The following is a 25,005-nucleotide window of genomic DNA, read 5'->3' on the forward strand; positions in this document are numbered from 1 at the left end:
CAATTCACATCAGTTAGAGGCCAATCCTTCTTGCACCAACTTAGGCGTAATAAAGATCAACAATTCAGTTTTTTCTTCAGACGAACTGGTCCGCCTGAACAGGGTACCAAGCACTGGCAAGTCACCCAACAGTGGGGTTTTATCTATCGTAGTCACGCTTTCAGTACGATAGACGCCACCTAACACCAGGGTATCCCCATTATTAACGAGTACCTGCGTCGTCACGGAGTTCGTGTCGATGGCGTTACCACCCGCGGCCAGAGAATCCTGCGTTACCACAAGATCCAATACGACTCGATTATCCGGAGTTATCTGAGGGGTTACACGCAATGACAAACCAGCATCACGGAAGATAGTTTCGCCTTCAGCGCCCTGGAATGGAATAGACTGACCGGAAATTATATAGGCTTCTTGTCCGTCTGAGGTCACGATTTTAGGCTGTGACACGACTTCCGCAGAGCCACGAGTTTCAAGTGCCGACAACTCAAGATCCAGCGCATAGTCAAAAGCGGCGACCCCAATCGCGAAGGAACTAGCGTTACCACCGGCCGGCAGGTTGACTGCCAATGCTTCTGGGTAGGACTGGGTATAAGAAGTACCACCAGAATTTTGCAAATCACTACCAATGCTGCTCGTAGAATCCAAAGAACCCGAAGCCACCACAGGTGGAAAGTTTCCTCCAGAGTTAACATTACCACCCCAGCGAATACCAAGCTCTTTACCCACAGAAGTACGAGCTGCAACAACCCGCGCTTCAATTAACACCTGCCGCACCGGACGGTCAAATATCTGAATGGCTTCCCGGATACGGTCAAGGTTACCGGCGGTATCTCGAATAATCAGCGTATTGGTTCGGGTATCTGCCGATGCTGTACCTCTGCGAGACAGGAAGCCAGAAGACGATGAGCTTTGCTCCGTTGTAGTCACAGTACCGTCTTCTGCAGTAGTCGTTTCAGAATCAGCTCCCGCCCCCCCGGCACCCGTTCTCAGCACTTCGAGAATATCAGCTGCCCGAGCATAATTTATTTGAACAAACTCAGTGACCAGTGGCGCCAATTGCTCCGCCTGCTGTTGCGATTCAAGCTCAAGTCGTTCGCGTTCTGCGATTTCCTGAGCAGGACCCACCAACAGAACATTGCCGGTCTGTCGCTTGTCAAGCCCCTTTGTCTTTAACACAAGATCCAGGGCCTGATCCCAAGGAACGTTTTGTAAACGCAATGTGATGTTTCCAGATATAGAATCCGACGCGACCAGATTGAGACCAACATAGTCAGCAATCAACTGCAATACGTTACGAACCTCAATGTCCTGAAAGCTGAGTGACAGCCGGTCTCCACTGTACGGAAACTGCGCTTCCTGACGGGCCTGGGCTTCTGCTGGTGTGACCGTCTGAACGTCAATTGTCATTCGGTTGTCAGTCTGATAGGCAAGGTAATCGAACGCGCCATCTAGCTCTAACTCAACAATTCCGTTCTGGTCCTCACGGTAAACGTTTATGTAATGCACTGACGTCGCGAAATCGACTACATCCAAACGACGACGTAGCTCTCTCGGGACTTCAAAATCTTCTAACTCAACGACGATGGATCCGCCTCGCTCAATAATGTCAGTACGGGCGTTACTGTTCGAAAACTCAAGAATTACCTGCCCGGTACCTTCTTCAGAGCGCCTAAAATCAACATTCAACAGCTCGGAGCGGCTGTCATTGGCCACCTGCGTCGGGCGAGTAACTGTGGAACTTGTCGACCCGGTCGCAGGCTGTGCCTCGGCTACAGACGATGAGGCAGATTGTGCGGAACTGCTCGAAGGGCCTGAATCAGAACCCAATACATCTTGGGCACCTTCTCCAACAACAATTTGAACAGTATTTCCTGACACCGCAGTGGCATATGGCACCAGAGAGGACAGACTTAGCACGATACGGGTACGCCCTCCCGAGGAAACGATGGCTGCATTTCGGGTATTGCCCGTGCCAATCTGAATATAGCGACTGTCCAGCAAGCTGTCTGTATCCCGAAAATCCAGTGAAATTCTTGCCGGATTCTCAATACTGTAACCCCTTGGCGTCGGTGCAGGGCCGTCAAACGTCAGCTCAAGCTGAGTTCGATCACCCGACAAAGCCAAGGCCTGGAAATCGGTCAATGACACGGCCAGAGCGCTGCTGCACCAGGCTATCAGGACCAGCGGTAATGTGTATTTCTTAAAAACGGTTTTCAAATTCATTGGTTTCACCTTATCGCTCTCCCAGCCTTAATTGTCGAGACCCGAGAGAACTATAGCCCTGGGTCGCTCAACCCAGTTGTCCTGACCCGACGGTACGATTTCGATTAAATCTATTTGCGTTTCGCTGATACTGATAATTTCGCCATGGTTGCGACCCATATAGTTCCCGACCCTAACCCGATGTATCTCACCATCACCGTCACGGATAAGCCCCCAAAGATCGCCCTCCTGGAGACCAGCCAAAGTACCTACCATCGCTAAATTTTCGACCCGGTAAGTCTCTAGAAACTCAGGAACCCGATCCGGGTCGGGCCGCACGTTACTGCGAGGCACTTCCGCTTCATCGACCTCCAAATCTAATGGCCGGGGTGCTTCAAAGGGTGAACGTTCTCCGCTAGCGGTATACGATACAAACTCAAATGCTGCGAATTCAGGCGGCGGCGGAATAGTTCCGCTCGGCCGGGCATCTATTTCTGCCACATAATCGCGCAAATCGACAAGCGGGTCTTCCTGCACACATCCCGCCAAAACAATCCCAGACAACACAATCAGGTAAACACTGATTCTCACTGTGCACCTCCTGGGTTGTAACGATAGGTTCGGGCATTTATGGTCATCGATAGTGGAGATTCCTGATCGGCGCTTGTGTTTCCACCGCCCTGTCTATTTGACGACGCGTTCATCGAGAAATCATGCAGCGTAACAATACGTGGAATCGCAGACATGGCGCTCACGAATGTACCCATTTCGTGATAGGTGCCACGAACTTGAATGGCTATCGGCGTTTCGATGTAGAACTCACGGACGACATCGCTGTTAGGCGTAATACGGTCGATTTCCAAGCCGCTCTGCGTCCCAGTCGTACTTATATCGTCCAGCAAACCGGGCATTTCGGTTTCGTCCGGTAGCTGATTCAACAACGCACCGAAAGATTCTTCCATTTCTGCCAGTTGGGCTTTGAACGAATCCAGGTTCGCCACTCGAAAGGCTTTCGATTGGTACTCCTGTTTCAGGTTTGGCTCCCGCGCGGTGTCCCGCTCTAACTCGGCATAGGAGTCCTTAATCGCAAACCAATAAAAACCAAAGACAATGGCGCTAGCCAGTAAAAGCAGCATGACTAGCTTTATCCCGAGCGGCCAAGACCCCATATTTTCAAAATCAGGGTTGTTGTAGTCGAACCGGCGAAAGCCGTCAGCAAACTCCTGAAAGGTCATGATGAAGACTCCTCATTCGGGTTTGCTCGCTCTACCCGGATACTGAAGGTATTACCTATAACTTCAGCACCGTCAGTTACCGATTGAACGTTGATCAAAAATGCATTTTGAAACCAGGCTGAACGATCAAGGTTCCGCAAAAAATCAGAAATGCTCAGCGGGCGATCTGCATTACCGATAATATTGATCGTCGTGCCCTGGCTGGTCATGCTGTTGAAATACACCCCTTCAGGTGTCGCTTTAACCATTTCATCAAACAGATGCACGATAATAGGCCGGTCGCCCTGTAGACTTTGAATCACTTCCATCCGCTCAACCAGCTGCTCTCGCTGTTCGCGCAACGACTGAATTTCAACAATCTTCTGATCCAGATCGCTTATGCGACGCTCCAGGAAGGTATTACGCTGATCCTGGAATGCAATCTGGCTCGCCACTTGTTGATCCCAGCTCCAGCCTGCTGCGCCGGCGGCAACAACCACCAGCATCAGAATAAGAATGAACTGCTTCTGACGCTCTTTGCGGCGCTCTTCGCGCCAGGGCCTTAAATCAATATTTGCCACGTTCGAAACTCCTCAATGCCAGACCGCAGGCAATCATCAGGGCCGGTGCGTCATTGGTCAGATTGCTGGCATTTACCTTATTCGACAGGGTCATACTGGCAAAGGGGTTCGCAACCATGGTGTTGGTTCCGATCTTTTCCTTAACCATCTGCGCCAGCCCCGGGATCGATGCTGTCCCGCCTGCCAACAAAATATAGTCGACATCGTTATAAGGGGACGCAGCAAAGAAAAATTGAAGAGACCGGGTAACCTGTTGGACGACAGCTTCTTTAAAGGGCTCTAGCACTTCACTGGCATAATCATCCGGCAATCCACCCTGTTTTTTGGCAAGCCCGGCTTCAGCCTGAGTCATGCCATAACGGCGCATGATCTCTTCGGTCAATTGCTTGCCGCCAAAGAGCTGCTCGCGAGTGTAGATTGTTTTACCGTCATTAAGCACGCTGAGCGTTGTCATCGTGTGACCTATGTCCACCACAGCGACGGTCAGGCCATCTTCAGAGGGTTCGAGTTCTGGAATCAGGAGCTGAAAGGCCCTCTCCAGAGAAAAGGCCTCCACATCGACAGCACGGGATTCCAATCCGCCCAACTCCAGCGCATCTTCCCTCAGCTCAACGTTTTCACGCCGGCAAGCTGCCAATAGCACATCAACCAGGCCATCGCCTTTTTCTGACGGCCCGACCACATCGAAATCGATCGCTACCTCGTCCAGCGGGTATGGAATGTATTGGTCCGCTTCTACCTGGATCTGGTTTTCCATCTCTTCATCAGACAACCCAGACGTCATTTGTATCGACTTGGTAATCACAGAAGAGCCGGACACCGCCACAGCAGCCTGTTTCAGCTTGGAGCGCGACTTTGTAACAAGCTTGCTGATGGCTTCCCCCACCCCTTCAATGTCGTTGATATTTTTTTCAACAACGGCATTTTCAGGCAGAGGCTCAACAGCGTAAGCTTCTACTCGGTACCCATTGGACAACTGACTCAGCTCCATCAACTTGACAGAGGTGGAGCTGATGTCGATGCCCAACAGCCTTTTTTGCTTCTTTTTGAATAGCGAGGCCACGAATGTTTCCCTTGAACGACACGCACTTACGAACGTTTTATAGGTTTTACATTAAGTATTACATAACACAATAGACCAATCCGCAATGTATAAAAAGCATCATTTCTGACTATAATGGCTGCCTTTTTCGGCGGTTTTCAGCTAACCCCTTCATTTAACTGGGAAAACATGAAGTATTTGGTCAAATCAACAGGCGTTATTCTGTGGGCATTCTTCTCTTTGATTTGTGCCCTGGTTCTCATTTCAGCCAGTGTCTATCTGTATCTTAGCCCGTCTTTACCTGACGTACAGACTTTACGGGACATTCAGCTGCAAACTCCCATGCGTGTCGTTAGCGCCAACAACGAGCTGATTGCCGAGTTTGGCGAACAGCGTCGTAATCCGATTCAGTTCGACGAGATTCCACCATTATTCGTCAAAGCACTGGTCGCGATTGAGGATCAGCATTTCGAGGAACACCTGGGCGTAGATCCTTCCGGGTTCACCCGGGCGGTACTGACCGTGCTAATGACCGGGGAAACTGACGGCCCTGGCGGCTCGACTCTGACGCAACAAGTTGCCAGAAACTTCTTTCTGACCCGTGAAAAGACCATTACCCGCAAATTTACTGAGATTTTGCTCGCCTTTCAGATGGAACGGGAACTCAGCAAGCAGGAGATCTTTGAGCTTTATGCAAACAAACATTTTCTGGGTTACCGAGCATACGGCATTCAGGCCGCAGCTGATGTCTACTATGGCCGGGACGTCAATGATCTCACTCTACCCGAGCTAGCGATGATCGCCGGTTTGCACCAGGCCCCTTCAGCCGCGAACCCACTGATCAACCCGGACAGGGCCAAGCGACGTCGCGACATGGTTCTGGGCCGAATGGCGGAGTTGAATTTCATACCCAGGGCAACCTACGAGGCGGCTGTTCAGTCACCGCTTACAGCAGGTCTCAGCGGAAACCGCCCCCAGATCGACGCCTCTTATCTGGCAGAAATGGTGCGCGACCATATGGTTCAGCACTACGGCGAAGCCGCCTACACCGATGGCTACACCGTACACACGACGGTGAACACTCGCCTGCAAGCCGCCGCCAATCAGGGGATACGTCAGGCCCTGACTGATTACAGTCGTCGTCATGGCTACCACGGCCCCGAAGATCACTACGATGCTGAAGGCCTGTCAGAGGAAGACGCCCTGGCACGCTGGCGTGAGTTGATAGACAGAACACCGCGCTACGGCGGGCTGACACCAGCCGTGGTAGTCGCCACGACAGAGGACGCATTGCGTGTCATGCCACGCGGCAGTGAACCTGTCGACATCCCACTTACCCAACTCGAATGGGCGCGCCCCTACATCACTGAAGACAGCATGGGCCCCATCCCGGAAGCGGCTGCAGATATCGCCGAGCCTGGCGATCTGGTGCGTGTCGTTCAAACCGACGGGCAATGGCAGCTGACTCAGGTACCCTGGGCACAGGGGGCCATGGTGTCACTGGACCCCTCTGACGGTAGTGTGAACGCCCTGGTTGGCGGTTTTGATTTTCTACTGTCCAAGTATAACCGGGCCGTGCAGTCCAGCCGTCAACCGGGGTCTGTGTTCAAGCCCTTCGTGTATGCCGCTGCACTGGACAAGGGCTTCACTCCTGCCAGTATTGTTAACGACGCACCCATTGTGCGCTCAGACTCTCTACTGGAGGATGTCTGGCGACCGCGTAATTCAGGCGACCGCTACCTGGGGCCGATTCCCTTGCGTCAGGCACTGTATCAGTCCCGCAACTTATCAGGCATCCGCATCCTCGAGGATATCGGCGTCGACTATGCCCGCCAATATGCCGAGCGATTCGGTTTTGACCAAAATGCGCTGCCGCGCGATATGACCCTGGTTCTGGGCAGCACTGCAGCATCGCCTATGAACATTGCCCGGGCCTATGCTGTGTTTGCCAACGGCGGGTACCTGGTGGAGCCCTACTTTATTGACAGCATCACCGACGCCAATGGCAACATCATCTTTGATTCCAATCCCACAGTGGTTTGCAAGAACTGCCCCGAGACACCCCGCCCCTTTGAACTAGAGTCTTCTGAAGAGCCCACTGATGGGCAGGCAGCGTCAGTAGCCGTAAATGTCGCCCCCATTACACTGAATATCGAAGACGACTCTGCCACTGAATCGCCCGTCGGGCCTCTGCAACCGCGCTATGCACCTCAGGTTATGTCGGAGCAAACCGCTTATCTGATGGACTCCATGCTAAAAGATGTGGTTCGCCGCGGCACCGGTCGCGTGGCTTACTCGACCATGGGCCGGGACGATTTGGCCGGCAAAACGGGAACAACCAATAATGCGGTTGACGCCTGGTTCAGCGGTTACAACGGAGATGTAGTGACCGCGGCCTGGATCGGCTTTGACGATAACCGGGGCCTAGGCCAAGCTGAATTTGGTGGTAAGGCTGCCTTGCCCGCCTGGATTACGTTCATGCAAGCGGCGCTGGCAGGCCAGGGCAGTAACACCCTGTCGCAGCCAGTTGGAATTGAGCGTATCCGCATAGATCCGGCAACTGGCTTGCTAGCCCGGCCCAACCAATCAAATGCTGTGTTCGAAATTTTCAGAGAAGGCACAGCACCGACTGAAGTTAGCCGGGAAGATGTCACCATCGACTTTTCATCTGACGGCAACGACAACAACTCAGGCGGCGAAGCCATTTCACCGGAAATGCTTTTCTGAAGTGCTTTTGTCACCAGAAACCAATAAAAAAGGCCCCTTGAGGGGCCTTTTTAGTTTATAGCACATTGTCGTTAACGACACGGTTTCACAGCTTGTACTCATCCGGCAATGGCAACCGGGCAACACCGGTCTCCACTGCTGCACGAGCCACTGCACCGGCAACCCGGTTCAGCAACCGCGAATCCAGAGCCTTGGGGATGATATAATTGCGTCCGAAGGACCATTGCTCACCACCGTAAGCGGCCACTACTTCCGGCAACACCTCTTCACGTGCAAGCTCTTTAATCGCATAGGCTGCCGCCAGTTTCATCTCTTCATTAATAGCTGTAGCACGCACATCCAACGCCCCCCGGAATACAAAGGGGAAACCAAGTACGTTATTGACCTGGTTTGGGTAGTCGGACCGACCTGTTGCCATGATCAGGTCATCGCGGGTAGCCAGAGCCAGCTCAGGCTTAATTTCGGGATCCGGGTTGGCACAAGCAAAAACGATAGGATTTGGAGCCATGCGTTTTAACTGTTCAGCACTGAGCATGTCGGGGCCCGAAAGACCCAAAAACATATCAGCACCCTCAATGGCATCATCCAGCGTTCGGGCGTCAGTCACCGGATTGGCGAACTCACGCTTGTATTGATTCAGATCGTCACGCCCCGCATGAATCACGCCTTTGCGGTCGATCATCAGCAAATTTTCAAGAGGCAGGCCCGCCGATACCAGCAAACGGGAGCAGGAAATGGCGGCAGCACCGGCACCCAACACAACCAACTTGGCGGTGGACAGCGATTTGCCTTGTATTTCGAGGGCGTTGAGCATTCCGGCAACCGTTACGATGGCTGTGCCATGCTGATCATCGTGAAAGATGGGAACTTTGCACTTTTCGATCAACCGGCGTTCCACCTCAAAACACTCCGGTGCTTTGATGTCTTCCAGATTAATACCGCCAAAGGTCTCGGCCATCAGCGAGACCGCCATAACGATTTCATCCACATTTTCTGTATCGAGCTCAATGTCGATGGAATCGATGTTGGCAAATCGTTTGAACAACAAAGCCTTGCCTTCCATGACTGGCTTGCTGGCCAGTGACCCCAGATTGCCCAGGCCAAGAATGGCAGTGCCGTTGGAAATAACGGCTACCAGATTCCCCTTCATAGTGTATTTAAAGGCGTTTTCCGGATCTTCCGCGATTGCACGCACCGGCTCAGCCACGCCCGGGCTGTAGGCCAGAGACAGGTGCCGTGAGGTTTCAGCGGGTGTGGTTATTTCGATACTGAGCTTACCCGGGCGGGGCATGGCGTGGTATTCAAGCGCGTCGCGCTTTAACTCGTCTGACATGATCGGTGTCCATTATTATTGTGCAGATAGGTAGGAAAGCCCGCAAAGCATAACGAAGCGCCTCGGGTCGCTCAAGCAATCGGGATAGAGGATAGTGCACGACAGTCTTGCTGACCATGCAAGAAATCGCAGAATTCCGGCTCAGCAACGGCCACAAACAAAAAAGCCCGGCAGAGCCGGGCTTTTTCAGTGCAATGCGCTTAAACCGACAAATTGTACTTATTTGCCGATCTTGCGTGCAGAAAAACGAGACTTGAAGCGATCGATACGGCCGCCAGAGTCAACAATCTTCTGCTTGCCAGTATAAAACGGGTGACAAGCCGAGCAAACGTCGAGGTGCATTTCACCGCCACGGGTGGAGCGAGTCTTAATGACGTTACCGCAGGAGCAGTTGGCCGTCAGTTCCAGATAGTTCGGATGTATATCAGCTTTCATGGGTCACCTCTATTGTGCCGCCACCCGATCTTGATTGCCGGGCACCGCACTTTGACGAAAGAAACAGCTTCAGGGCACAATGCCTGCAGCTTGCTGCCTGAGCGGTAACCGCAAACAAGCAACTATGCATGACCAATGCCCCAAAAATGGGAGCGCAATCATACCAGAGTCTGATCGATTGACAACCACTTCTGAATACCTGCCAAGTATCGCTGACATAGCCGTTCCAGGGCCTTTCAAAGGTCCGTTAAGTTACCGGATTGAGCCTGGCCAAACACCGGAACCCGGCTGTCGGTGTCTGGTGCCATTACGCTCCCGGCAGGTAGTGGGTGTGGTGACCAGCGTTCGGCCTGCAAGCACCGATGACGGCGATAACCTGAAAAGCATCCTGCGGGTTCTGGATGCCTCGCCATTGCTCAGTACCGATGTTCAGCAACTGGCTCAATGGGTCAGCCGCTACTATTTATACGACGTCCACCCGGCCTATATGCTTGCCTTACCGGCCGCTCTACGCAGTGGCGACACAGCGCAACTGAATGACGAACCCGTGCTGGAACTCACCGTCGCTGGCCGGCATTTGGACTCCGACAAACTAAAAGGTCGCCGCCAGAGAGAAGCGCTGGCCTTGTTGCAAACGCTTGACAAGGACAACCAACCAAGCACGCCCGCTTTGCTGCGAGCCAGGGGCATGGAGCGCACGCACTGGAAAGGCCTGATCGACAAGCGCTTGTTAAAACAGCGACCGGCGCACCTGGTACCCGGGGTTCCAAAAGGTCAACTGCGCCAGGAGGCTCTGGTCTTGAATAAGGACCAGGCAGCAGCTCTGAAAAAATTGCCCGTCACCGATTTTGCGGTTCAGTTACTGGAAGGGGTAACAGGAAGCGGTAAAACCGAGGTTTACCTGCAAGCCATGCAACGCACGTTAGCCCGGGGCAAACGCGTATTGGTGCTGGTACCTGAAATCGGCCTGACCCCACAAACCCTGACTCGGTTCCAGCAACGTTTTCAGGATAGCCTGGTGGCCCTGCACAGCGGTCTGACCGACAAACAGCGCACCAATGCCTGGTTGCGGGCACAGGCTGGCGAGGCGAGCATTATTCTGGGCACACGCTCGGCCGTGCTGACGCCGATTCCGGATCTCGGTCTGATCGTCGTCGACGAAGAACACGATGCCTCATACAAACAACAGGACACCTTGCGCTACCACGCCCGGGATCTGGCTATCTACCGTGCCCGCCTGCTGAACATTCCGGTCATGCTGGGTTCGGCGACGCCGTCGCTGGAATCTCTGCACAACGCGCAGCAGGGCCGCTATCAGCATCAGCAGTTGCAGCAACGTGCCCAGGGGCAAAAACGGGCGCGGCTGGAAACCATCGACATGCGCAAGCAGAAACAGGAGCACGGTGTTTCGGAGCGCCTGTTGCACAGGGTTCGCCAGCACCTTGAAGGCGGCAACCAGGTATTGCTGTTTTTGAATCGGCGTGGCTATGCACCTTCCTGGTTCTGCCGCCAGTGCGGCTGGATGTCGGACTGCCCCTTCTGCGACGCTCGACTGACCTACCACCGGGGTCGCCACCAGATGCTGTGCCATCACTGTGGTCACCAGGAGCAACCGCACCAGCAATGCCCCGACTGCGGCTCAACCGACCTGACGCCCCTGGGAGCGGGCACGGAAAGAGCCGAAGAAGCACTGGCGTCCTGGTTTCCGGACACCCCCATCATTCGCTTCGACCGCGACTCGGTCGCCAACGCGCGCGACCTGGAACAACAGCTCAGTCGCGCCCAGGCCAAAGGCCCTGCCATTCTGGTGGGCACCCAAATGCTGGCCAAAGGCCACCATTTCGAGCGCGTTACCCTGGTGGGCATCATCGACATGGACGCAGGCCTGTTCAGTGCCGACTTCCGGGCTCGTGAGCGTATGGGGCAACTTCTGGTACAAGTATCCGGCCGGTCCGGTCGGGGCGATCTGGCCGGCGAAGTCGTGCTGCAAACCTTCCATCCGGACCACCCCTTTTTTACCCCTTTGCTGGAACAGGACTACCCCGCGTTCGCCACTCAACTATTGGCTGAACGTCAACGCTCAGGGCTGCCCCCCTTTGGCTTCCTCGCCTGTCTGCGCAGCGACAGCGCCTACCCGCAACGAGCCGAGCAACTTCTGAAGGAAATGGCACAGCGGCTACTGGCTGAACCCGGCATTCGTGTCTTTGGTCCGTTACCAGCGCTGCTCTCACGCCGAGCCGGGAAGCACCGTTTCACCCTGCTGGTGCAAAGCCACCAGCGCAGCCGATTGCACTCTGCACTGCAACCGCTGGTCGCTGACTACCCGCGCCAACAACGTCACCTGACCTGGCATCTGGACATAGACCCGATTGACCTGATGTAACTCAATTTTTTTGAATTCACTGAGAAGACAAGCAGCGGCTGCCGGGTGAGCTCCTGAGGGGTAGTCCGCAGCAGGGATGCTGCGGCCTAGGCTCCAGGGACGGATTTACGCCGACCCCTCAGGAGCTCGCCCGGTGGCCGTTGCGGACCAATGCCACTCAGCCAACCCAAACGAGTTGTCTGCCCGGCGACTCATGGTGACAACACCAGCAGCGGTGGAGTCCGGCCGGGGTTTCATGGATAATGCCCAACATTCAAATCGCCTCCACCGCCCAGCCGGGTGAGCGCCCTCAGTTCCGCCTACGTTATAAACGGGAGTTTCGTACACAATGAAAGATCAGGTTGCCGAGTTACTGAACCAGGCTGTTAGCCAGTTGAAGTCCAGCGGCGTTATTCCCGAGCAACACCCGGTGCGCATCATGGTCGACAATACCCGTGACAAATCCCACGGTGACCTGGCCAGCAACGTTGCCCTGACTCTGGCCAAACCCTGCGGCCAACCACCCCGTACCATGGCCGAACAGATCATTGCCGCGATTCCGGAAAATACCCTGATCGACAAGGTCGAGATTGCCGGGCCAGGCTTTATCAATGTGTTTCTTGCGGGTGCTTCCAGCGCTGAAATCGTTTCCGACATTCTCAGTCAGGGTACCGTCTTTGGTCGCAACGCCAGCGGCCAGGGAGAAAAGGTTCAGGTCGAGTTTGTGTCTGCAAACCCCACCGGTCCGCTGCACGTCGGTCACGGTCGTGGTGCGGCAGTTGGTGATTCGCTGTGCCGCTTGCTGGCCGCCAATGGCTGGGAGGTTACCCGGGAATTCTATTACAACGACGCCGGCGCACAGATCAAAAACCTTACCCTGTCAGTCCAGGCCCGCGCCAAAGGCCTCGGGCCGGACGACAGTACCTGGCCGGCCGACGGTTACCGGGGCAACTACATCACCGACGTCGCCAACAGCTACATGGACGGCGACACCATTGATGCCGACGACCGGCACGTCACTGGCGCGGCCGATGCAGACAATCTCGACGCGATTCAGCAGTTTGCCGTCGCCTATCTGCGCCGCGAGCAGGACCTGGACCTGAAAGCCTTTGGCGTGCAGTTCGATGTCTTCTTTCTGGAATCTTCGCTATACAACGATGGCAAGGTTGAAGCAACGGTTCAGCGCCTGATAAAACAAGGTTTCACCTACGAATCGGACGACGCGCTCTGGTTAAAAACCACCGAATTCGGAGACGACAAAGACCGCGTCATGCGCAAGCGGGACGGCGGCTACACCTACTTTCTGCCAGACGTTGCCTACCACAAAGACAAGTTCGACCGTGGCTTCAAGCGTGTGATCAACGAACAGGGTGCCGACCACCACAGTACCGTTACCCGGGTGCGAGCGGGCTTGCAAGCCCTGCAATTGGGCATCCCGGAAGGCTACCCGGACTATGTATTACACCAGATGGTCATGGTCACCAAAGGCGGCGAAGAAGTTAAAATCTCAAAACGGGCGGGCGACTATGTCACGCTGCGCGACCTGATTGACGAAGTCGGCAGCGACGCGACCCGGTATTTTCTGGTCTCCCGCCGGGCCGATTCGCAACTGACCTTCGACATCGACCTGGCCCGCAGCCAGAGCAACGACAATCCGGTCTATTACATTCAATACGCCCACGCACGGGTTCAGGCATTACTGCGCAAGCTCGAACAGGACGGTCACAGCTACAACCAGCAACAGGGCATCGACGCCCTGGGACAGCTGGAGCTGGACGATGAGCGCGCCCTGATGACTCAGCTGCGGCGCTATCCGGAAGCCGTCGCCCACGCTGGCCAGTCACTGGAACCCGCGGGCATTGCCACCTACCTGAAAGACCTGGCCAGTCAGTTCCACGCCTACTACAACAACAACCGTATGCTGGTCGACGACGCTGAGCTGCGCAATGGCCGGGTTGCACTTGCCGTCGCAGTCGGTCAGGTACTGGCCAATGGCCTGGATCTGCTCGGCGTCAGTGCACCGGAGAGCATGTAACTATGGCGCGCGATTTCGCCAATAAGCCACCGCCGCCACCGCCGGAACGCAGCCGCATACCGCGTTGGGTCTGGGTATTCACTACCCTGGCGTCCGTGGCCTTTGTCGGTTTCCTGACCTACCTTAGCCAGATCCCGGCTGATGGCCAGGGGGCCCAGGCCTTGCGCGACCGTGTTCAGCAAATACAGATTCCATCGCGTTCAGCGACTCCGGAAGACCCGGAACCAGCCCCGGAGGCAGAAGCAGAAGCATCGGCAACCCCATCACTGGAGCAGGCGTTCGAGTTCTACCGGTTGCTGCGTGACGACGAAGTCCCCATTCAACTGCCCAGGCCACAAACAGATACCCCAGCCAGCAGCACCGATGCGCCCTCAGGCACTCAAGCGCCAGCCACGCCGACCGCCAGCGAACGCTGGATCATTCAGGTCGCGTCATTTTCCAGGGTCGCCGATGCAGACCGGTTGCGGGCCGAGCTAATCATTAATGGCCTGACCGAAGCGCACCTGACCACGGTCGACCTCGGTGACCGGGGAATCTATCATCGCGTCATGGTCGGCCCCTTTGACAATCGCTCGCGTCTCAACCGGGCTCAGGATGTACTGGTGGAGCTTGATCATCAGGTGATGGTACGAAACGTCAATTGAGATAAGCCACTTGAAGCCGCGACCCTGGATTCACTTCGGGGTCCTCAAACCCAAAGCTCACCGGTAATCTGACCGCCTTTACGCCCCGCCAACACTTTGAAATCCAACACCTGCCCCCACATACCCGACAAAGCCTCAATGGATGTAGAGATGACGACGATTGTTTCCGTGCGTCGCGACAACGCCGTAGTAATCGGTGGCGACGGCCAGGTTTCCCTGGGCAATACCGTAATGAAAGGCAACGCGCGCAAAGTACGCCGCTTGTATCACGACAAAGTCATCGCTGGTTTCGCCGGCGGGACGGCCGATGCTTTCACCCTCTTTGAAAAGTTCGAAGGCCACCTGCAACAACACAGCGGTCACCTCACCCGTTCCGCCGTTGAGCTGGCCAAAGAGTGGCGCAGCGACCGGGCGCTGCGCCGACTGGAGGCCATGTTAGTGGTCGCGGATACGGAAACCACCCTGGTGATTTCCGGTACCGGTGATGTGGTGGAACCCGAGCACGGCATCGTAGCCATTGGCTCAGGTGGCAACTATGCGCTCGCCGCGGCGAGAGCGTTGCACGAAAACACCGAACTGGACGCTGACGCCATCGCGCGGCGAGCACTGGATATCGCAGCCGATATTTGCGTATTCACCAATCACAACGCCGTCTTTGAAGCGCTGTAACGAGGTACCTGATGTCAACCATGACCCCGCGCGAAATCGTTCACGAACTGGACAAATACATCATTGGCCAGGATCAGGCCAAACGCTCCGTGGCCATCGCTCTGCGCAATCGCTGGCGTCGCATGCAACTCGATGAGCGCATGCGCGAAGAGATTTCCCCCAAGAACATTTTAATGATCGGCCCTACCGGCGTCGGTAAAACCGAAATCGCCCGGCGTCTGGCCAAGCTGGCCAATGCGCCCTTCATCAAGGTCGAAGCCACCAAGTTTACCGAAGTCGGTTACGTTGGCCGCGATGTGGAGAGCATTGTCCGGGACCTGGCCGAGACCGGGATCAAAATGTTCCGTGAACAGGCAATGCTCAGCGCCCGGCCGCGAGCCGAAGATGCCGCTGAAGACCGGATTCTCGACATACTGCTACCCCCGGCCCGGGGTGGCTACAACGAAAACGAAGAAGCAGAACCTTCCAAAACCGATTCCAGCACACGCCAGGTCTTTCGTAAGAAGATCCGTCAGGGCGAACTGGACGACAAAGAAATTGAGCTGGAGGTTGCTGAGCAGGCAGGCGGCGTTGAGATTATGGCCCCTCCGGGAATGGAGGAAATGACCAGCCAACTGCAGAACATGTTCTCCAACATGGGAAAACAGCGCACTAAAAAGCGAAAAATGAAGCTTAAAGACGCCATGCGCGTGCTGACCGATGAAGAAGCAGCAAAACTGGTCAACGAAGATGAATTGCGTCAACAAGCCGTGCAGGCCGTTGAGCAGAACGGCATTGTTTTTCTGGATGAAATCGACAAGATCGCCAAAACCGAAAACCGGGGTGGTGGCGATGTCAGCCGTGAAGGGGTACAGCGCGATCTACTGCCATTGATCGAGGGCAGCACGGTGACCACCAAATACGGCATGATCCGCACAGACCATATTTTGTTCATCGGCAGCGGTGCCTTTCACTTCGCCAAACCCAGCGACCTGATTCCGGAACTTCAGGGCCGCCTGCCCATCCGCGTAGAGCTGAATGCCCTGACACCGGATGATTTCAAACGCATCCTGACCGAGCCAGACTATTGCATCACCGAGCAATACAAGGAACTGATGCAGGCCGAGGGCCTCAACATCAACTTCACGGATGATGCCATAGAAGCGCTGGCCAACACGGCGTTTCAGGTGAACGAAAACACCGAGAACATCGGTGCCCGTCGCCTGCACACCATCATGGAACGATTGTTCGAGGATTTATCCTACCGGGCCAGCGAAATGGGTGGCGAAAAGGTCACCATCGATGCGGCCTATGTCGACAAATACCTCGGCGAACTGTCCAAGAACGAAGATCTGAGCCGCTTCATCCTCTGATCAGACGGGCGGCGGCTTGCCCGCCGCCCCGGAGACCCTGCCATGAGCTCGGCACCAAAACGCATCACCTACCACAAAGAAGCCTCCCAACTTGAGCTCGCCTGGGCCGACGGAACCGAACACCGGCTCAGCGCCGAATTCCTGCGAGTACATTCTCCCTCGGCCGAAGTGCGCGGCCATGGCATTGGCCAGGACGTCCTGCAGGTCGGCAAACGCTACGTCAGCATCACCGGCATCGAACCAACCGGTCGCTACGCGATCAAGATCACCTTCGACGACGGCCACGACTCGGGCCTCTACGACTGGACCTACCTGCGCAAACTGGGCGATGAACAAGCTAACTACTGGCAAACCTACCTCGACAAACTGACCAAAGCCGGTTCCAGCCGGGAGCCCCAGTTCATTCAGGCCAAGCAGTTGTAATAAAGTCTGTGGTTGAACGTTGAGTTGGACTGGGAGCCGAGAGCTCGTGCCAGCCACCGGGTAAGCCTGTACGGGTGGTGCGACACTCGCTCGGCGTAAATCCCTCCCTGGAGCCTAGACCACAGCATCCATGCTGTGGTCTACCCCGGATAGACTTACCCGGGGACCGTCACTTAGTATCATGGTTACGATTAGCCTCCCAAGATAGTGTTCTGAGTGACTCAAGGTTCGGAGTTCGCACCCAAAAGAGTGTCGGGTACTGGGTCTATCTATGCGGGGAAGTCCGCTGCCATTCGTTCGTGCCTGGCACCGGGTACTAAGTTTTGCGCAACCGCCCAAGTAAGTGCTCTGAGTTAGAAATTCGTGTTAATTCGACCAGAGATGATCAAAGGGCTGCCGGGTGCGTCTACTGGCGGCCGTTAGACCGCATGGACTAAAACGCCGGGAGCGTTTTAGCATGAGCGCAGCGAGCCCGCAGGGTGAATCCCACGGATGGGATTCATATCCTGTCTCCGAGCCCCCAGGGATGGGTTTACGGCGTGCCGTCAGTAGACGTACCCGGTGGCCCTCCCGGCACATCAGTACAGGCTGACTCCTTATCGATTAGCCACCGAATTTCTAACTCAGAACACGACACCACCGCCTCATCGCATTCGTCATCCAGCCGCCAATGCATTAGCATTCGGTCTTTCCTTTTTGAGCAGGCAATCCGGATCCGATGAAATACCGAGACCTTCGAGACTTTCTCGCCGGGCTGGAAGCACGCGGTGAATTGCGACGCGTGACTCAGCCGGTCAGTCCCCATCTTGAAATGACCGATCTGTGTGATCGGGTGTTGCGGCAAAAGGGCCCCGCCCTCTTGTTTGAAAACCCAACGGGTTACTCCACACCTGTGCTAGGCAATCTGTTTGGTACACCCGAGCGGGTGGCCATGGGGATGGGTGCAGAGTCGCTGGCTGACTTGCGAGAGATTGGCAAGGTGCTGGCCTACCTGAAAGAGCCGGACCCGCCCAAAGGGCTTAAAGACGCCTGGGACAAACTGCCCCTGGTCCGAAAAGTACTGTCGATGGCGCCGAAAACCGTAAAAAAAGCCGTTTGTCAGGAAGTCGTGCTGGAAGGGCCCGATGTCGACCTGTCGCAATGGCCTATCTGGACCTGTTGGCCGGAGGATGCCGCGCCACTGGTAACCTGGCCATTGGTGATTACCCAGGGCCCCAAGGGCGGCCGAACCAATCTTGGCATTTATCGGCAGCAGGTCATCGGCAAGAACAAGCTGATCATGCGCTGGCTGTCGCATCGTGGCGGTGCACTCGATTTTCAGGCCTGGAAGAAAGAGCGGCCAGGCGAGCCGTTTCCCATTGCCGTGGCGCTGGGTGCTGATCCGGCGACCATTTTAGGCGCTGTGACGCCAGTGCCAGACTCCCTGTCGGAGTACGCTTTTGCCGGCTTACTGCGCGACAGCCGAACCGAGTTGGTCAAATGCAAGACCCATGACCTGATGGTGCCCGCCAGTGCGGAAATTATTCTCGAAGGGTACCTGTACCCCGATGATATGGCAGATGAAGGCCCCTACGGAGACCACACCGGTTACTACAACGAAGTCGAACGCTTTCCAGTGTTTACGGTTGAGCGACTGACGCATCGCACGGATCCCATTTATCACAGCACCTTTACCGGCCGCCCACCGGATGAACCAGCCGTACTCGGTGTGGCGCTGAACGAGGTCTTTGTACCGATTCTGCAGAAACAGTTTCCGGAAATAGTCGATTTTTATCTGCCACCCGAAGGCTGTTCTTACCGCATGGCCGTCATCAGCATGAAAAAGCAGTATCCCGGTCATGCCAAGCGGGTGATGATGGGCGCCTGGTCCTTCCTGCGTCAATTCATGTACACCAAATACGTTATTGTCGTCGATGACGATGTGAATGCTCGCGACTGGAACGACGTTATCTGGGCCATCACCACCCGCATGGACCCGAGCCGGGATACGGTGATGATCAACAATACTCCGATCGATTACCTGGATTTCGCGAGTCCGGTGGCGGGTCTTGGCTCTAAAATGGGAATGGATGCGACCAACAAATGGCCCGGTGAGACCGACCGTGAATGGGGGCGAGCCATCGTCAAGGACCCTCAGGTGTCCGCCCGGGTTGACACTCTGATGCAGGAACTGGGCTTTTAGTGCCAGTTATTGAACACAGCATTGCTCAGGGACCCCTTGGATAGAACAGGATATGCCTTTATAATCCTGACCATTAAGTCAACTTTATAACTCAAGGCAAATTGATGAACGGTTTGGAACTGAACTGGCTGGAACTTTACGGCTACCTGGGGTCGGCACTGATTGCTGTGTCTCTGATGATGAGCGACATCCGCAAACTGCGCTGGATCAACCTGGTCGGGGCCGGCTCGTTTGCCAGCTACGGCTTGCTGATCAGTTCCTGGCCGGTGGCTATTCTGAACGGGTTTATTGTGCTGATTGATGTCGTGCATTTATGGCAGCTGTCTCGCCAGACGACGGTAAGTCGGTCAATCGAGTTCACCGCCGGTGACACCTACATTCAGACGGTGCTGGCCGATATCTGGCCACAGCTTCAGCAACTGGAGCATTCACAACGCCTCAGTGTTGAGTTTGACGGTACCCAGCCCAGGGCATTTACTCTGATCGAACAGCGCGATAGCTCACCGGAACATCGTCTCGCCGCCTGAAAGCGGCGGTTCCACCGGGGCAACTCCACTGTGTATAATGTCCATTGACATTAACCAAATGGAGCCAAGCTGTGTCTCAAGCGACGTCGACGACCACCGCAACATTACACGACCTTAAAAAGCTCAGCGGTGGCGTTTGGATGGTTCAGCTCAAGCCGCTCAACCCCTATGCCTACAGCGCCGGTCAGTTTACCGAGCTCAAGGTCCCCGGTTTCAGCTCCCTCTACTACACCATCGCAAGCAGCCCCAGTAGCCCCTGCGTGGAATTGCATGTTCAAACCGGTACCGATCAGGCCGACGCTCTGGTCGACTACCTGAAAGATGCCGACTCGGTTGAACTGGCCGCTCCAGGAGGCGACTGCCGGCTCGATAAACTGCCAAGTGAAACCGGCCCGCTGTTGCTTATTGCATCCGGCACCGGCTTTAGCCAGGTCAAATCCATCGTTGAGGACCTGCTCTCACAGAACACCCGCCGTGCCATCCATCTGTATTGGTCAGGCCATCGTCTGAGTCAGCTGTATATGCTGCAGAAGGCCGAGAACTGGGCTGACCTGCACGACAACATCCATGTCTCAGCATTGATCTCAGAACACAGTCATTGGGATGACAAACACCAGATGCTGGTACACAGCATTCTGGGGGACCACAGTGACCTGAACCAGTGTCAGGCCATCTGCTGTGGTTCGCCGGCCATGGTCTATACCGTGCTCGACAGTTTGTGCGACAAAGGCTTCCGCCGGGATGCCATGCTCAGCGATGTGTTTATGTTCGCTCCGCGAGAAGCCCAATGAATACGGCCGATGTACTCCAGATATTCGGACTGGAACCCAGAGAAACCCGACTGTATCTGGCGCTGTTGCAGTCGGGGCCGGCCTCGATCAGGGACATCGCCGACCGGGCAGGTATCAACCGGGGCACCACCCATGAACTGCTCAAGCGCATGCAACAGAAAGGCGTCGTCAGCTATTTCCCCAAAGGCAAACGCCGACACTTCAGCGCCGAACCGCCGCAACGCCTCAGGGAGCTGGCGCTTAACCACCAGCAACAGGTTACCGAAGCGCTGGAATTGCTGGACGATAAAGTCATTCCCGAACTGAGCCATTTGCGCCCTGCCACCGGCAATGCCGATGTGCATTATTATGAGGGAGACGACGGTATTGAGCTGGTGTTGAAAGACATCCTGTCAACGGTCAGCGAGCAGGAAAACCGCAGCTACTGCATTTATTCAGCCAAGGCAATTCGCAAATATCTGTACCGCCCGTTTCCGAACTACACCCGCCAGCGGGTTAAGATGGGCATCAAGGTTAAGGTAATCGCCATCGGCGAAGGCGGTGAAGAGGCGGCTCTGGCCGATCGTAAGTGGATCAACGAACCGTCCAGTGATCGGGCTGGCAGTTACATCGCCATCTATCCGCCCAAGGTGGCGATGATTTCGCTGAGTCACGGTGACCTGCCCACTGCCGTGGTCATCAACTCCCCGACCATCGCCAACACTCAGCAAGTTATTTTCAACACCCTGTGGGACAGTTTGTAACATGCGCCCATAGGGCGCGTTCAGGACAAAAAACGGTGTGGTAGGAGAGCGTTCTTCCACTCAGGTGGGTAGCAGAGTTCCTGCCACGGCTGACAATGGCCTCACAACCCCTCGAAACTGAAGCCATCCGGCAACAACTCGGCAACCGTCCAGCGCTTGAATGCCTCGCCGTCATTGGTTGCCCACACGACGCCATCAGCCGGCATAAACTCGGCTATCACCTGACGGCAGCCACCACAGGGCGAAAACAAATGCTCGCCTGGCATAAAAACGACCAGTTCAGCAATGTCGCCCGGACGGACACCGGTGGCCGCGGCCGTATTAATGGCATTGCGCTCACCGCACATTCCCAATGGGTAAGAGCGGTTTTCAATGTTGCACCCGGAAAACACATCGCCACTGAGCGTGCGCAGCGCAGCTCCAACCGGAAATTGGCTGTAGGGTACATAGGCGTTGGCCGCGACCGCTTTAGCGGCCGCTTTCAGTTCAACCGAGGGAGCAGTCATTCATCGATACTCAGGGTGGCTTCCAGCGTCAGTTTAATCATGTCGTTGAACGTTGTCTGGCGCTCATCGGCCGACGTTGCTTCACCGCGAATGATGTGATCGCTGACTGTCATAACGGTCAATGCTTTGGCGCCGTATTCAGCCGCGACGCCATACAAACCGGCCGCTTCCATATCGACAGCCAAAACATTCATTTTCTCCAGTACCGGCATCAGCTCCGTATCGGGAGAGTAAAACAGGTCTGAAGTGAACACATTGCCGACACGGACGGGAATACTGGCGGCCCGGGCCGCCGCAACCGCTTTTTCCATGAGACCGAAATCAGCCAGGGCAGCGAAATCGTAGCCACGCAAGCGCTGCCGGTTAACGCCCGAATCCGTGCTGGCACCCATGGCTATAATGACGTCGCGCAGTTTAATGTCAGCAGCAACGCCGCCGCAGGTGCCCACGCGAATGATGTTTTTAACGCCGTAGTCGGTAATCAGTTCTTTGGCGTAAATCGACATCGACGGTACGCCCATCCCCGATCCCATAATAGAGATCGCCTTACCCTTGTAGGTGCCGGTGTAGCCATACATATTGCGCACATCGGCCACCCGTCGCGCGTCATCCAGAAAAGTTTCGGCGATGTATTGGGCACGCAGCGGGTCGCCCGGCATCAGCAGGGTTTCTGCGAAGTCGCCGGGCTTGGCATTAATGTGGGGAGTAGACATAAGCACCTCTTGTAATCTGACCAATCGTTCAAGTTCCGTGACTATAGCCAATTGAGACCGTCAAGCCAAGCCGGGATTAGGCCATTACTTTCATCGACGCGGCAACAAAACCGCTGCTTCAAGACCCGAACCGATTCGATTGCGCAGCCGCAGCTGCCCACCATGAGCATGGGCAATGTTACGGGCAATACTCAGACCCAGCCCAGCTCCGCCGGTATTGCGGTTGCGTGAGGTTTCCAGGCGCACGTAAGGCTCAAAAACACTGTCGAGTTTTTCCTCGGGTATGCCCGGACCATTATCGACAATATACAGTTTCAGTTCGTGACGGCTGTCAACAATATCGATTCCCACCTGGGTGCCATAAAAAGCCGCATTGTGGGCAAGGTTGGACAAACACCGCTTCAGTGCCAGCGGCTTGCCGTAATAGGCGCGACGGGCTTCGCCCCTAATTTCCGGGTCATAACCAAGAAGCTCAAGATCCTCAACCAGTTCACGCACCAACTGATTGATGTCGATCGGTTGGGTGTCTTCATGCACATCGGTACTGCGACCCAGATCCAGAGCCCCTTTAACCATGGCCTCCAATTCGTCGAGATCCTTGATCATGCGTGGTTTGGTATCAGATTCCTCCATCATTTCAGCACGCAAGCGCAAGCGGGTAATGGGGGTTTTAAGATCATGCGAAATGGCTGAGAACATTCGCTCCCGGTCATCGACAAAGCGAAGGACCCGTTCCTGCATCAGGTTAAACGCCCGGGCCGTCTCCTTCACTTCACGGGTACCCGTTTCAGCCAGAGGAGCCAGGTGAATATCGGTGCCCAGTTCCCGGGCAGCGGCAGCCAGATTCGACAGCGGCCGGGTCAGCCAGCGCACCACCACCCAGAGAATCACCACCAGAATCACCATCAGAATCACCAGAAACAGCAGTTGCCCCCGGTCCAGGTACTCCGTCTGGTTGAAAAAGAACGGATCGGGAAGCAAGCCCGCCAGATACAGCCACTCATCTTCCCCGATTGGCACCTGAGCGACGATGACAGGTGGCGGATCGGGCTCCAGTATCAGGGTGTTCTGAGCCCAGCGTGGCGGCAAATCAACCAGCAAAACGTCATTCTTGTAGACATTTAACAGCCGCGGGTCAGCAAAGGTAGCGCTCAGTTCCGACAGACGCTGCCCAAGCTTCTCTTCAATCGCGAGGTTAAAGGTTGCCAGAAACCGGTCTTTGGCACCCGAAGGCCGCACCGGGTTAACGTTGATAAACGCATCATTGACCGAAACCAGGAATCGGGAGCCACCCATGTCCCGGAGCTGGTTAATGATCAGGTGTCGGTATTCGGTCGGATAGGCACGAATGAATTCAATGGTGGAACCCATGGAAAACGCCAGATCCCGGGCCATGGACTCTGCTTGCGACTCTCGCTGATGCTCCAGGTAATACAGCCAGACATAGTTACTGATGGCAAAAGCGCTGATCAGCCCGAGCACCATCAATACCAGCAATCGACTGTACAGTGAGGTGAAACCCAGCATTAACCGTTATCCACGACGACCGGCACCGTGAGTATGTAGCCCGCTCCGCGAACTGTTTTGATAACCTGAGGGGACTTGCCATCGTCATTAAGGCGACCGCGCAGGCGACTGATCTGTACATCGATGGACCGGTCAAAGGGGCTGGCATCTCGACCACGCAAATGCAGGCTGAGATCATCCCGGCTGAGCACCTCGCCCGGGCGCGACAAAAACAGCTGCAGCAGGTTGTAATCAGCACCGTTCAACGATTGAACATCACCTTCGGGGCTGGTCAGTTCCCGGTTGGTAACATCCAGCGACCAGTTGCCAAAACGCAGGCGCTGCTGTCCATCCAGACCCGACCGATGCTCAGCGCCCTCTTCATAGCGGCGCAGCACGGCTTTGATGCGGGCGAGTAACTCGCGAGGGTTAAACGGTTTGCCGACATAGTCATCAGCCCCCAGTTCCAGGCCAATAATACGGTCGGTCTCGTCAGAGCCGGCGGTCAGCATGATAATCGGCACCCGGGAACGAGCCCGAATCTCCTTGCACAGAGTAAACCCATCGTCACCCGGCATCATGATATCGAGCACGATCAGGTCAAGTCGCTGTGCCGGCCAGATTTGACGCATGGCCTGGCCATCGGCAGCGGAAATCACCGAAAAACCGTTTTTTTCGAGGTATTCTTTCAACAGGTCGCGGATGTCTTCATCGTCGTCCACAACCAGGATGCGCTTTTGTTGTTCTGTCTGCATCTCTGATCCACTTCACCGGTAAGACAGGATTCGATCAATGCGCCACCGAAGATCGGTCGCCGCGCATCGGCGCTGGCTGACGCAGGCCAGAGTGTACCCCCTCCGCCCGGCCACCTTTGTAACAAAGTATAACAGCTGAAGCGACAAACGATGCCCGACCCTTTAGGAAATCACCCGGTTTCAGCTACACTGAATGTTGAGCCAGTTCACAATCTGCCGATACCATTGCAGAATGGTTACCAGAAACGGTATCCCAAACACGA

At 55.4% G+C, this 25,005-nt stretch carries 22 protein-coding genes; 11 read left to right on the plus strand and 11 right to left on the minus strand.

The window, feature by feature from the left end; genetic code table 11:
* Window positions 1-9: 9 nt before the first annotated feature.
* The 5 genes from G565_RS0112095 to G565_RS0112115 are packed head-to-tail and all read right to left on the minus strand — an operon-like array spanning window position 10 to window position 5,060.
* Window positions 10-2,223 (minus strand): type IV pilus secretin PilQ, encoded by a 2,214-nt coding sequence (locus G565_RS0112095; RefSeq protein WP_028671155.1) that lies wholly within the window; start codon window positions 2,221-2,223, stop codon window positions 10-12.
* Window positions 2,224-2,250: 27 nt separating this feature from the next.
* Window positions 2,251-2,793, minus strand: a complete 543-nt coding sequence (locus tag G565_RS0112100) for a pilus assembly protein PilP (RefSeq protein ID WP_051207838.1) — start codon at window positions 2,791-2,793, stop codon at window positions 2,251-2,253.
* Window positions 2,790-3,437, minus strand: a complete 648-nt coding sequence (locus G565_RS0112105; RefSeq protein WP_028671157.1) for a type IV pilus inner membrane component PilO — start codon at window positions 3,435-3,437, stop codon at window positions 2,790-2,792. The genes G565_RS0112100 and G565_RS0112105 overlap by 4 nt, the downstream gene beginning before the upstream one ends.
* On the minus strand, window positions 3,434-3,997 hold the full coding sequence (locus tag G565_RS0112110; protein WP_028671158.1) for a PilN domain-containing protein: 564 nt from the start codon (window positions 3,995-3,997) through the stop codon (window positions 3,434-3,436). The genes G565_RS0112105 and G565_RS0112110 overlap by 4 nt, the downstream gene beginning before the upstream one ends.
* On the minus strand, window positions 3,984-5,060 hold the full coding sequence (locus G565_RS0112115; RefSeq protein ID WP_028671159.1) for a pilus assembly protein PilM: 1,077 nt from the start codon (window positions 5,058-5,060) through the stop codon (window positions 3,984-3,986). Before G565_RS0112115 ends, G565_RS0112110 begins: the two co-directional genes overlap by 14 nt.
* A 168-nt stretch (window positions 5,061-5,228) precedes the next feature.
* On the opposite strand from G565_RS0112115, the gene G565_RS24000 reads away from it, so the two are divergent.
* Entirely contained in the window at window positions 5,229-7,766 is a 2,538-nt protein-coding gene (locus G565_RS24000; RefSeq protein WP_169579646.1) for a penicillin-binding protein 1A, read from the plus strand.
* Between the two features lie 85 nt (window positions 7,767-7,851).
* Here G565_RS24000 and G565_RS0112125 read toward each other — a convergent pair whose 3' ends face one another.
* Window positions 7,852-9,099: a malic enzyme-like NAD(P)-binding protein gene (locus tag G565_RS0112125; RefSeq protein WP_028671160.1), complete on the minus strand. Its 1,248-nt coding sequence runs from the start codon at window positions 9,097-9,099 to the stop codon at window positions 7,852-7,854.
* 219 nt (window positions 9,100-9,318) lie between these two features.
* Window positions 9,319-9,534 (minus strand): 50S ribosomal protein L31, encoded by a 216-nt coding sequence (gene rpmE, locus G565_RS0112130; protein ID WP_028671161.1) that lies wholly within the window; start codon window positions 9,532-9,534, stop codon window positions 9,319-9,321.
* A 178-nt stretch (window positions 9,535-9,712) separates the two neighbouring features.
* On the opposite strand from rpmE, the gene G565_RS0112135 reads away from it, so the two are divergent.
* The 10 genes from G565_RS0112135 to G565_RS0112180 all read left to right on the plus strand — a co-directional run bounded on the left by G565_RS0112135 (window position 9,713) and on the right by G565_RS0112180 (window position 21,262).
* Window positions 9,713-11,917, plus strand: coding sequence for a primosomal protein N' (locus tag G565_RS0112135; protein ID WP_169579647.1), 2,205 nt, complete (start codon window positions 9,713-9,715; stop codon window positions 11,915-11,917).
* A 328-nt stretch (window positions 11,918-12,245) separates the two neighbouring features.
* The gene (gene argS, locus G565_RS0112140) at window positions 12,246-13,931 is read left to right on the plus strand and encodes an arginine--tRNA ligase (protein ID WP_028671163.1); all 1,686 of its coding nucleotides are present in this window, start codon (window positions 12,246-12,248) and stop codon (window positions 13,929-13,931) included.
* 2 nt (window positions 13,932-13,933) lie between these two features.
* The gene (locus tag G565_RS0112145) at window positions 13,934-14,575 is read left to right on the plus strand and encodes an SPOR domain-containing protein (RefSeq protein ID WP_028671164.1); all 642 of its coding nucleotides are present in this window, start codon (window positions 13,934-13,936) and stop codon (window positions 14,573-14,575) included.
* Between the two features lie 150 nt (window positions 14,576-14,725).
* The gene (gene hslV / locus G565_RS0112150) at window positions 14,726-15,244 is read left to right on the plus strand and encodes an ATP-dependent protease subunit HslV (protein ID WP_028671165.1); all 519 of its coding nucleotides are present in this window, start codon (window positions 14,726-14,728) and stop codon (window positions 15,242-15,244) included.
* A gap of 11 nt (window positions 15,245-15,255) precedes the next feature.
* Window positions 15,256-16,596, plus strand: coding sequence for an ATP-dependent protease ATPase subunit HslU (gene hslU, locus G565_RS0112155; RefSeq protein ID WP_028671166.1), 1,341 nt, complete (start codon window positions 15,256-15,258; stop codon window positions 16,594-16,596).
* Window positions 16,597-16,638: 42 nt separating this feature from the next.
* On the plus strand, window positions 16,639-17,019 hold the full coding sequence (locus G565_RS0112160) for a gamma-butyrobetaine hydroxylase family protein (RefSeq protein ID WP_028671167.1): 381 nt from the start codon (window positions 16,639-16,641) through the stop codon (window positions 17,017-17,019).
* Between the two features lie 718 nt (window positions 17,020-17,737).
* A complete protein-coding gene (gene ubiD, locus G565_RS0112165) occupies window positions 17,738-19,201 on the plus strand; it encodes a 4-hydroxy-3-polyprenylbenzoate decarboxylase (RefSeq protein ID WP_028671168.1) in 1,464 nt (487 codons plus the stop codon).
* Between the two features lie 104 nt (window positions 19,202-19,305).
* Window positions 19,306-19,728, plus strand: coding sequence for a hypothetical protein (locus G565_RS27220; protein ID WP_211227171.1), 423 nt, complete (start codon window positions 19,306-19,308; stop codon window positions 19,726-19,728).
* A 71-nt stretch (window positions 19,729-19,799) separates the two neighbouring features.
* On the plus strand, window positions 19,800-20,519 hold the full coding sequence (locus tag G565_RS0112175) for a ferredoxin reductase domain-containing protein (RefSeq protein ID WP_157600072.1): 720 nt from the start codon (window positions 19,800-19,802) through the stop codon (window positions 20,517-20,519).
* Window positions 20,516-21,262: a TrmB family transcriptional regulator gene (locus G565_RS0112180; RefSeq protein WP_028671170.1), complete on the plus strand. Its 747-nt coding sequence runs from the start codon at window positions 20,516-20,518 to the stop codon at window positions 21,260-21,262. The genes G565_RS0112175 and G565_RS0112180 overlap by 4 nt, the downstream gene beginning before the upstream one ends.
* 101 nt (window positions 21,263-21,363) lie before the next feature.
* Here the strand turns inward: G565_RS0112180 and cdd are convergent, their stop codons facing one another.
* From cdd to G565_RS0112200, 4 genes are all read right to left on the minus strand, one after another.
* Window positions 21,364-21,768 carry a cytidine deaminase gene (gene cdd, locus G565_RS0112185; RefSeq protein ID WP_028671171.1) on the minus strand — a complete coding sequence of 135 codons (405 nt, stop codon included), beginning with the start codon at window positions 21,766-21,768 and terminating at the stop codon, window positions 21,364-21,366.
* Window positions 21,765-22,481 carry a purine-nucleoside phosphorylase gene (deoD, locus tag G565_RS0112190; protein ID WP_028671172.1) on the minus strand — a complete coding sequence of 239 codons (717 nt, stop codon included), beginning with the start codon at window positions 22,479-22,481 and terminating at the stop codon, window positions 21,765-21,767. The genes cdd and deoD overlap by 4 nt, the downstream gene beginning before the upstream one ends.
* A 90-nt stretch (window positions 22,482-22,571) precedes the next feature.
* Window positions 22,572-24,008, minus strand: coding sequence for an ATP-binding protein (locus tag G565_RS0112195; RefSeq protein WP_028671173.1), 1,437 nt, complete (start codon window positions 24,006-24,008; stop codon window positions 22,572-22,574).
* On the minus strand, window positions 24,008-24,742 hold the full coding sequence (locus G565_RS0112200) for a response regulator (protein ID WP_028671174.1): 735 nt from the start codon (window positions 24,740-24,742) through the stop codon (window positions 24,008-24,010). Before G565_RS0112200 ends, G565_RS0112195 begins: the two co-directional genes overlap by 1 nt.
* Window positions 24,743-25,005: the final 263 nt, after the last annotated feature.

It is taken from the genome of Saccharospirillum impatiens DSM 12546, assembly GCF_000423605.1.
GTDB classification, from domain to species: domain Bacteria; phylum Pseudomonadota; class Gammaproteobacteria; order Pseudomonadales; family Natronospirillaceae; genus Saccharospirillum; species Saccharospirillum impatiens.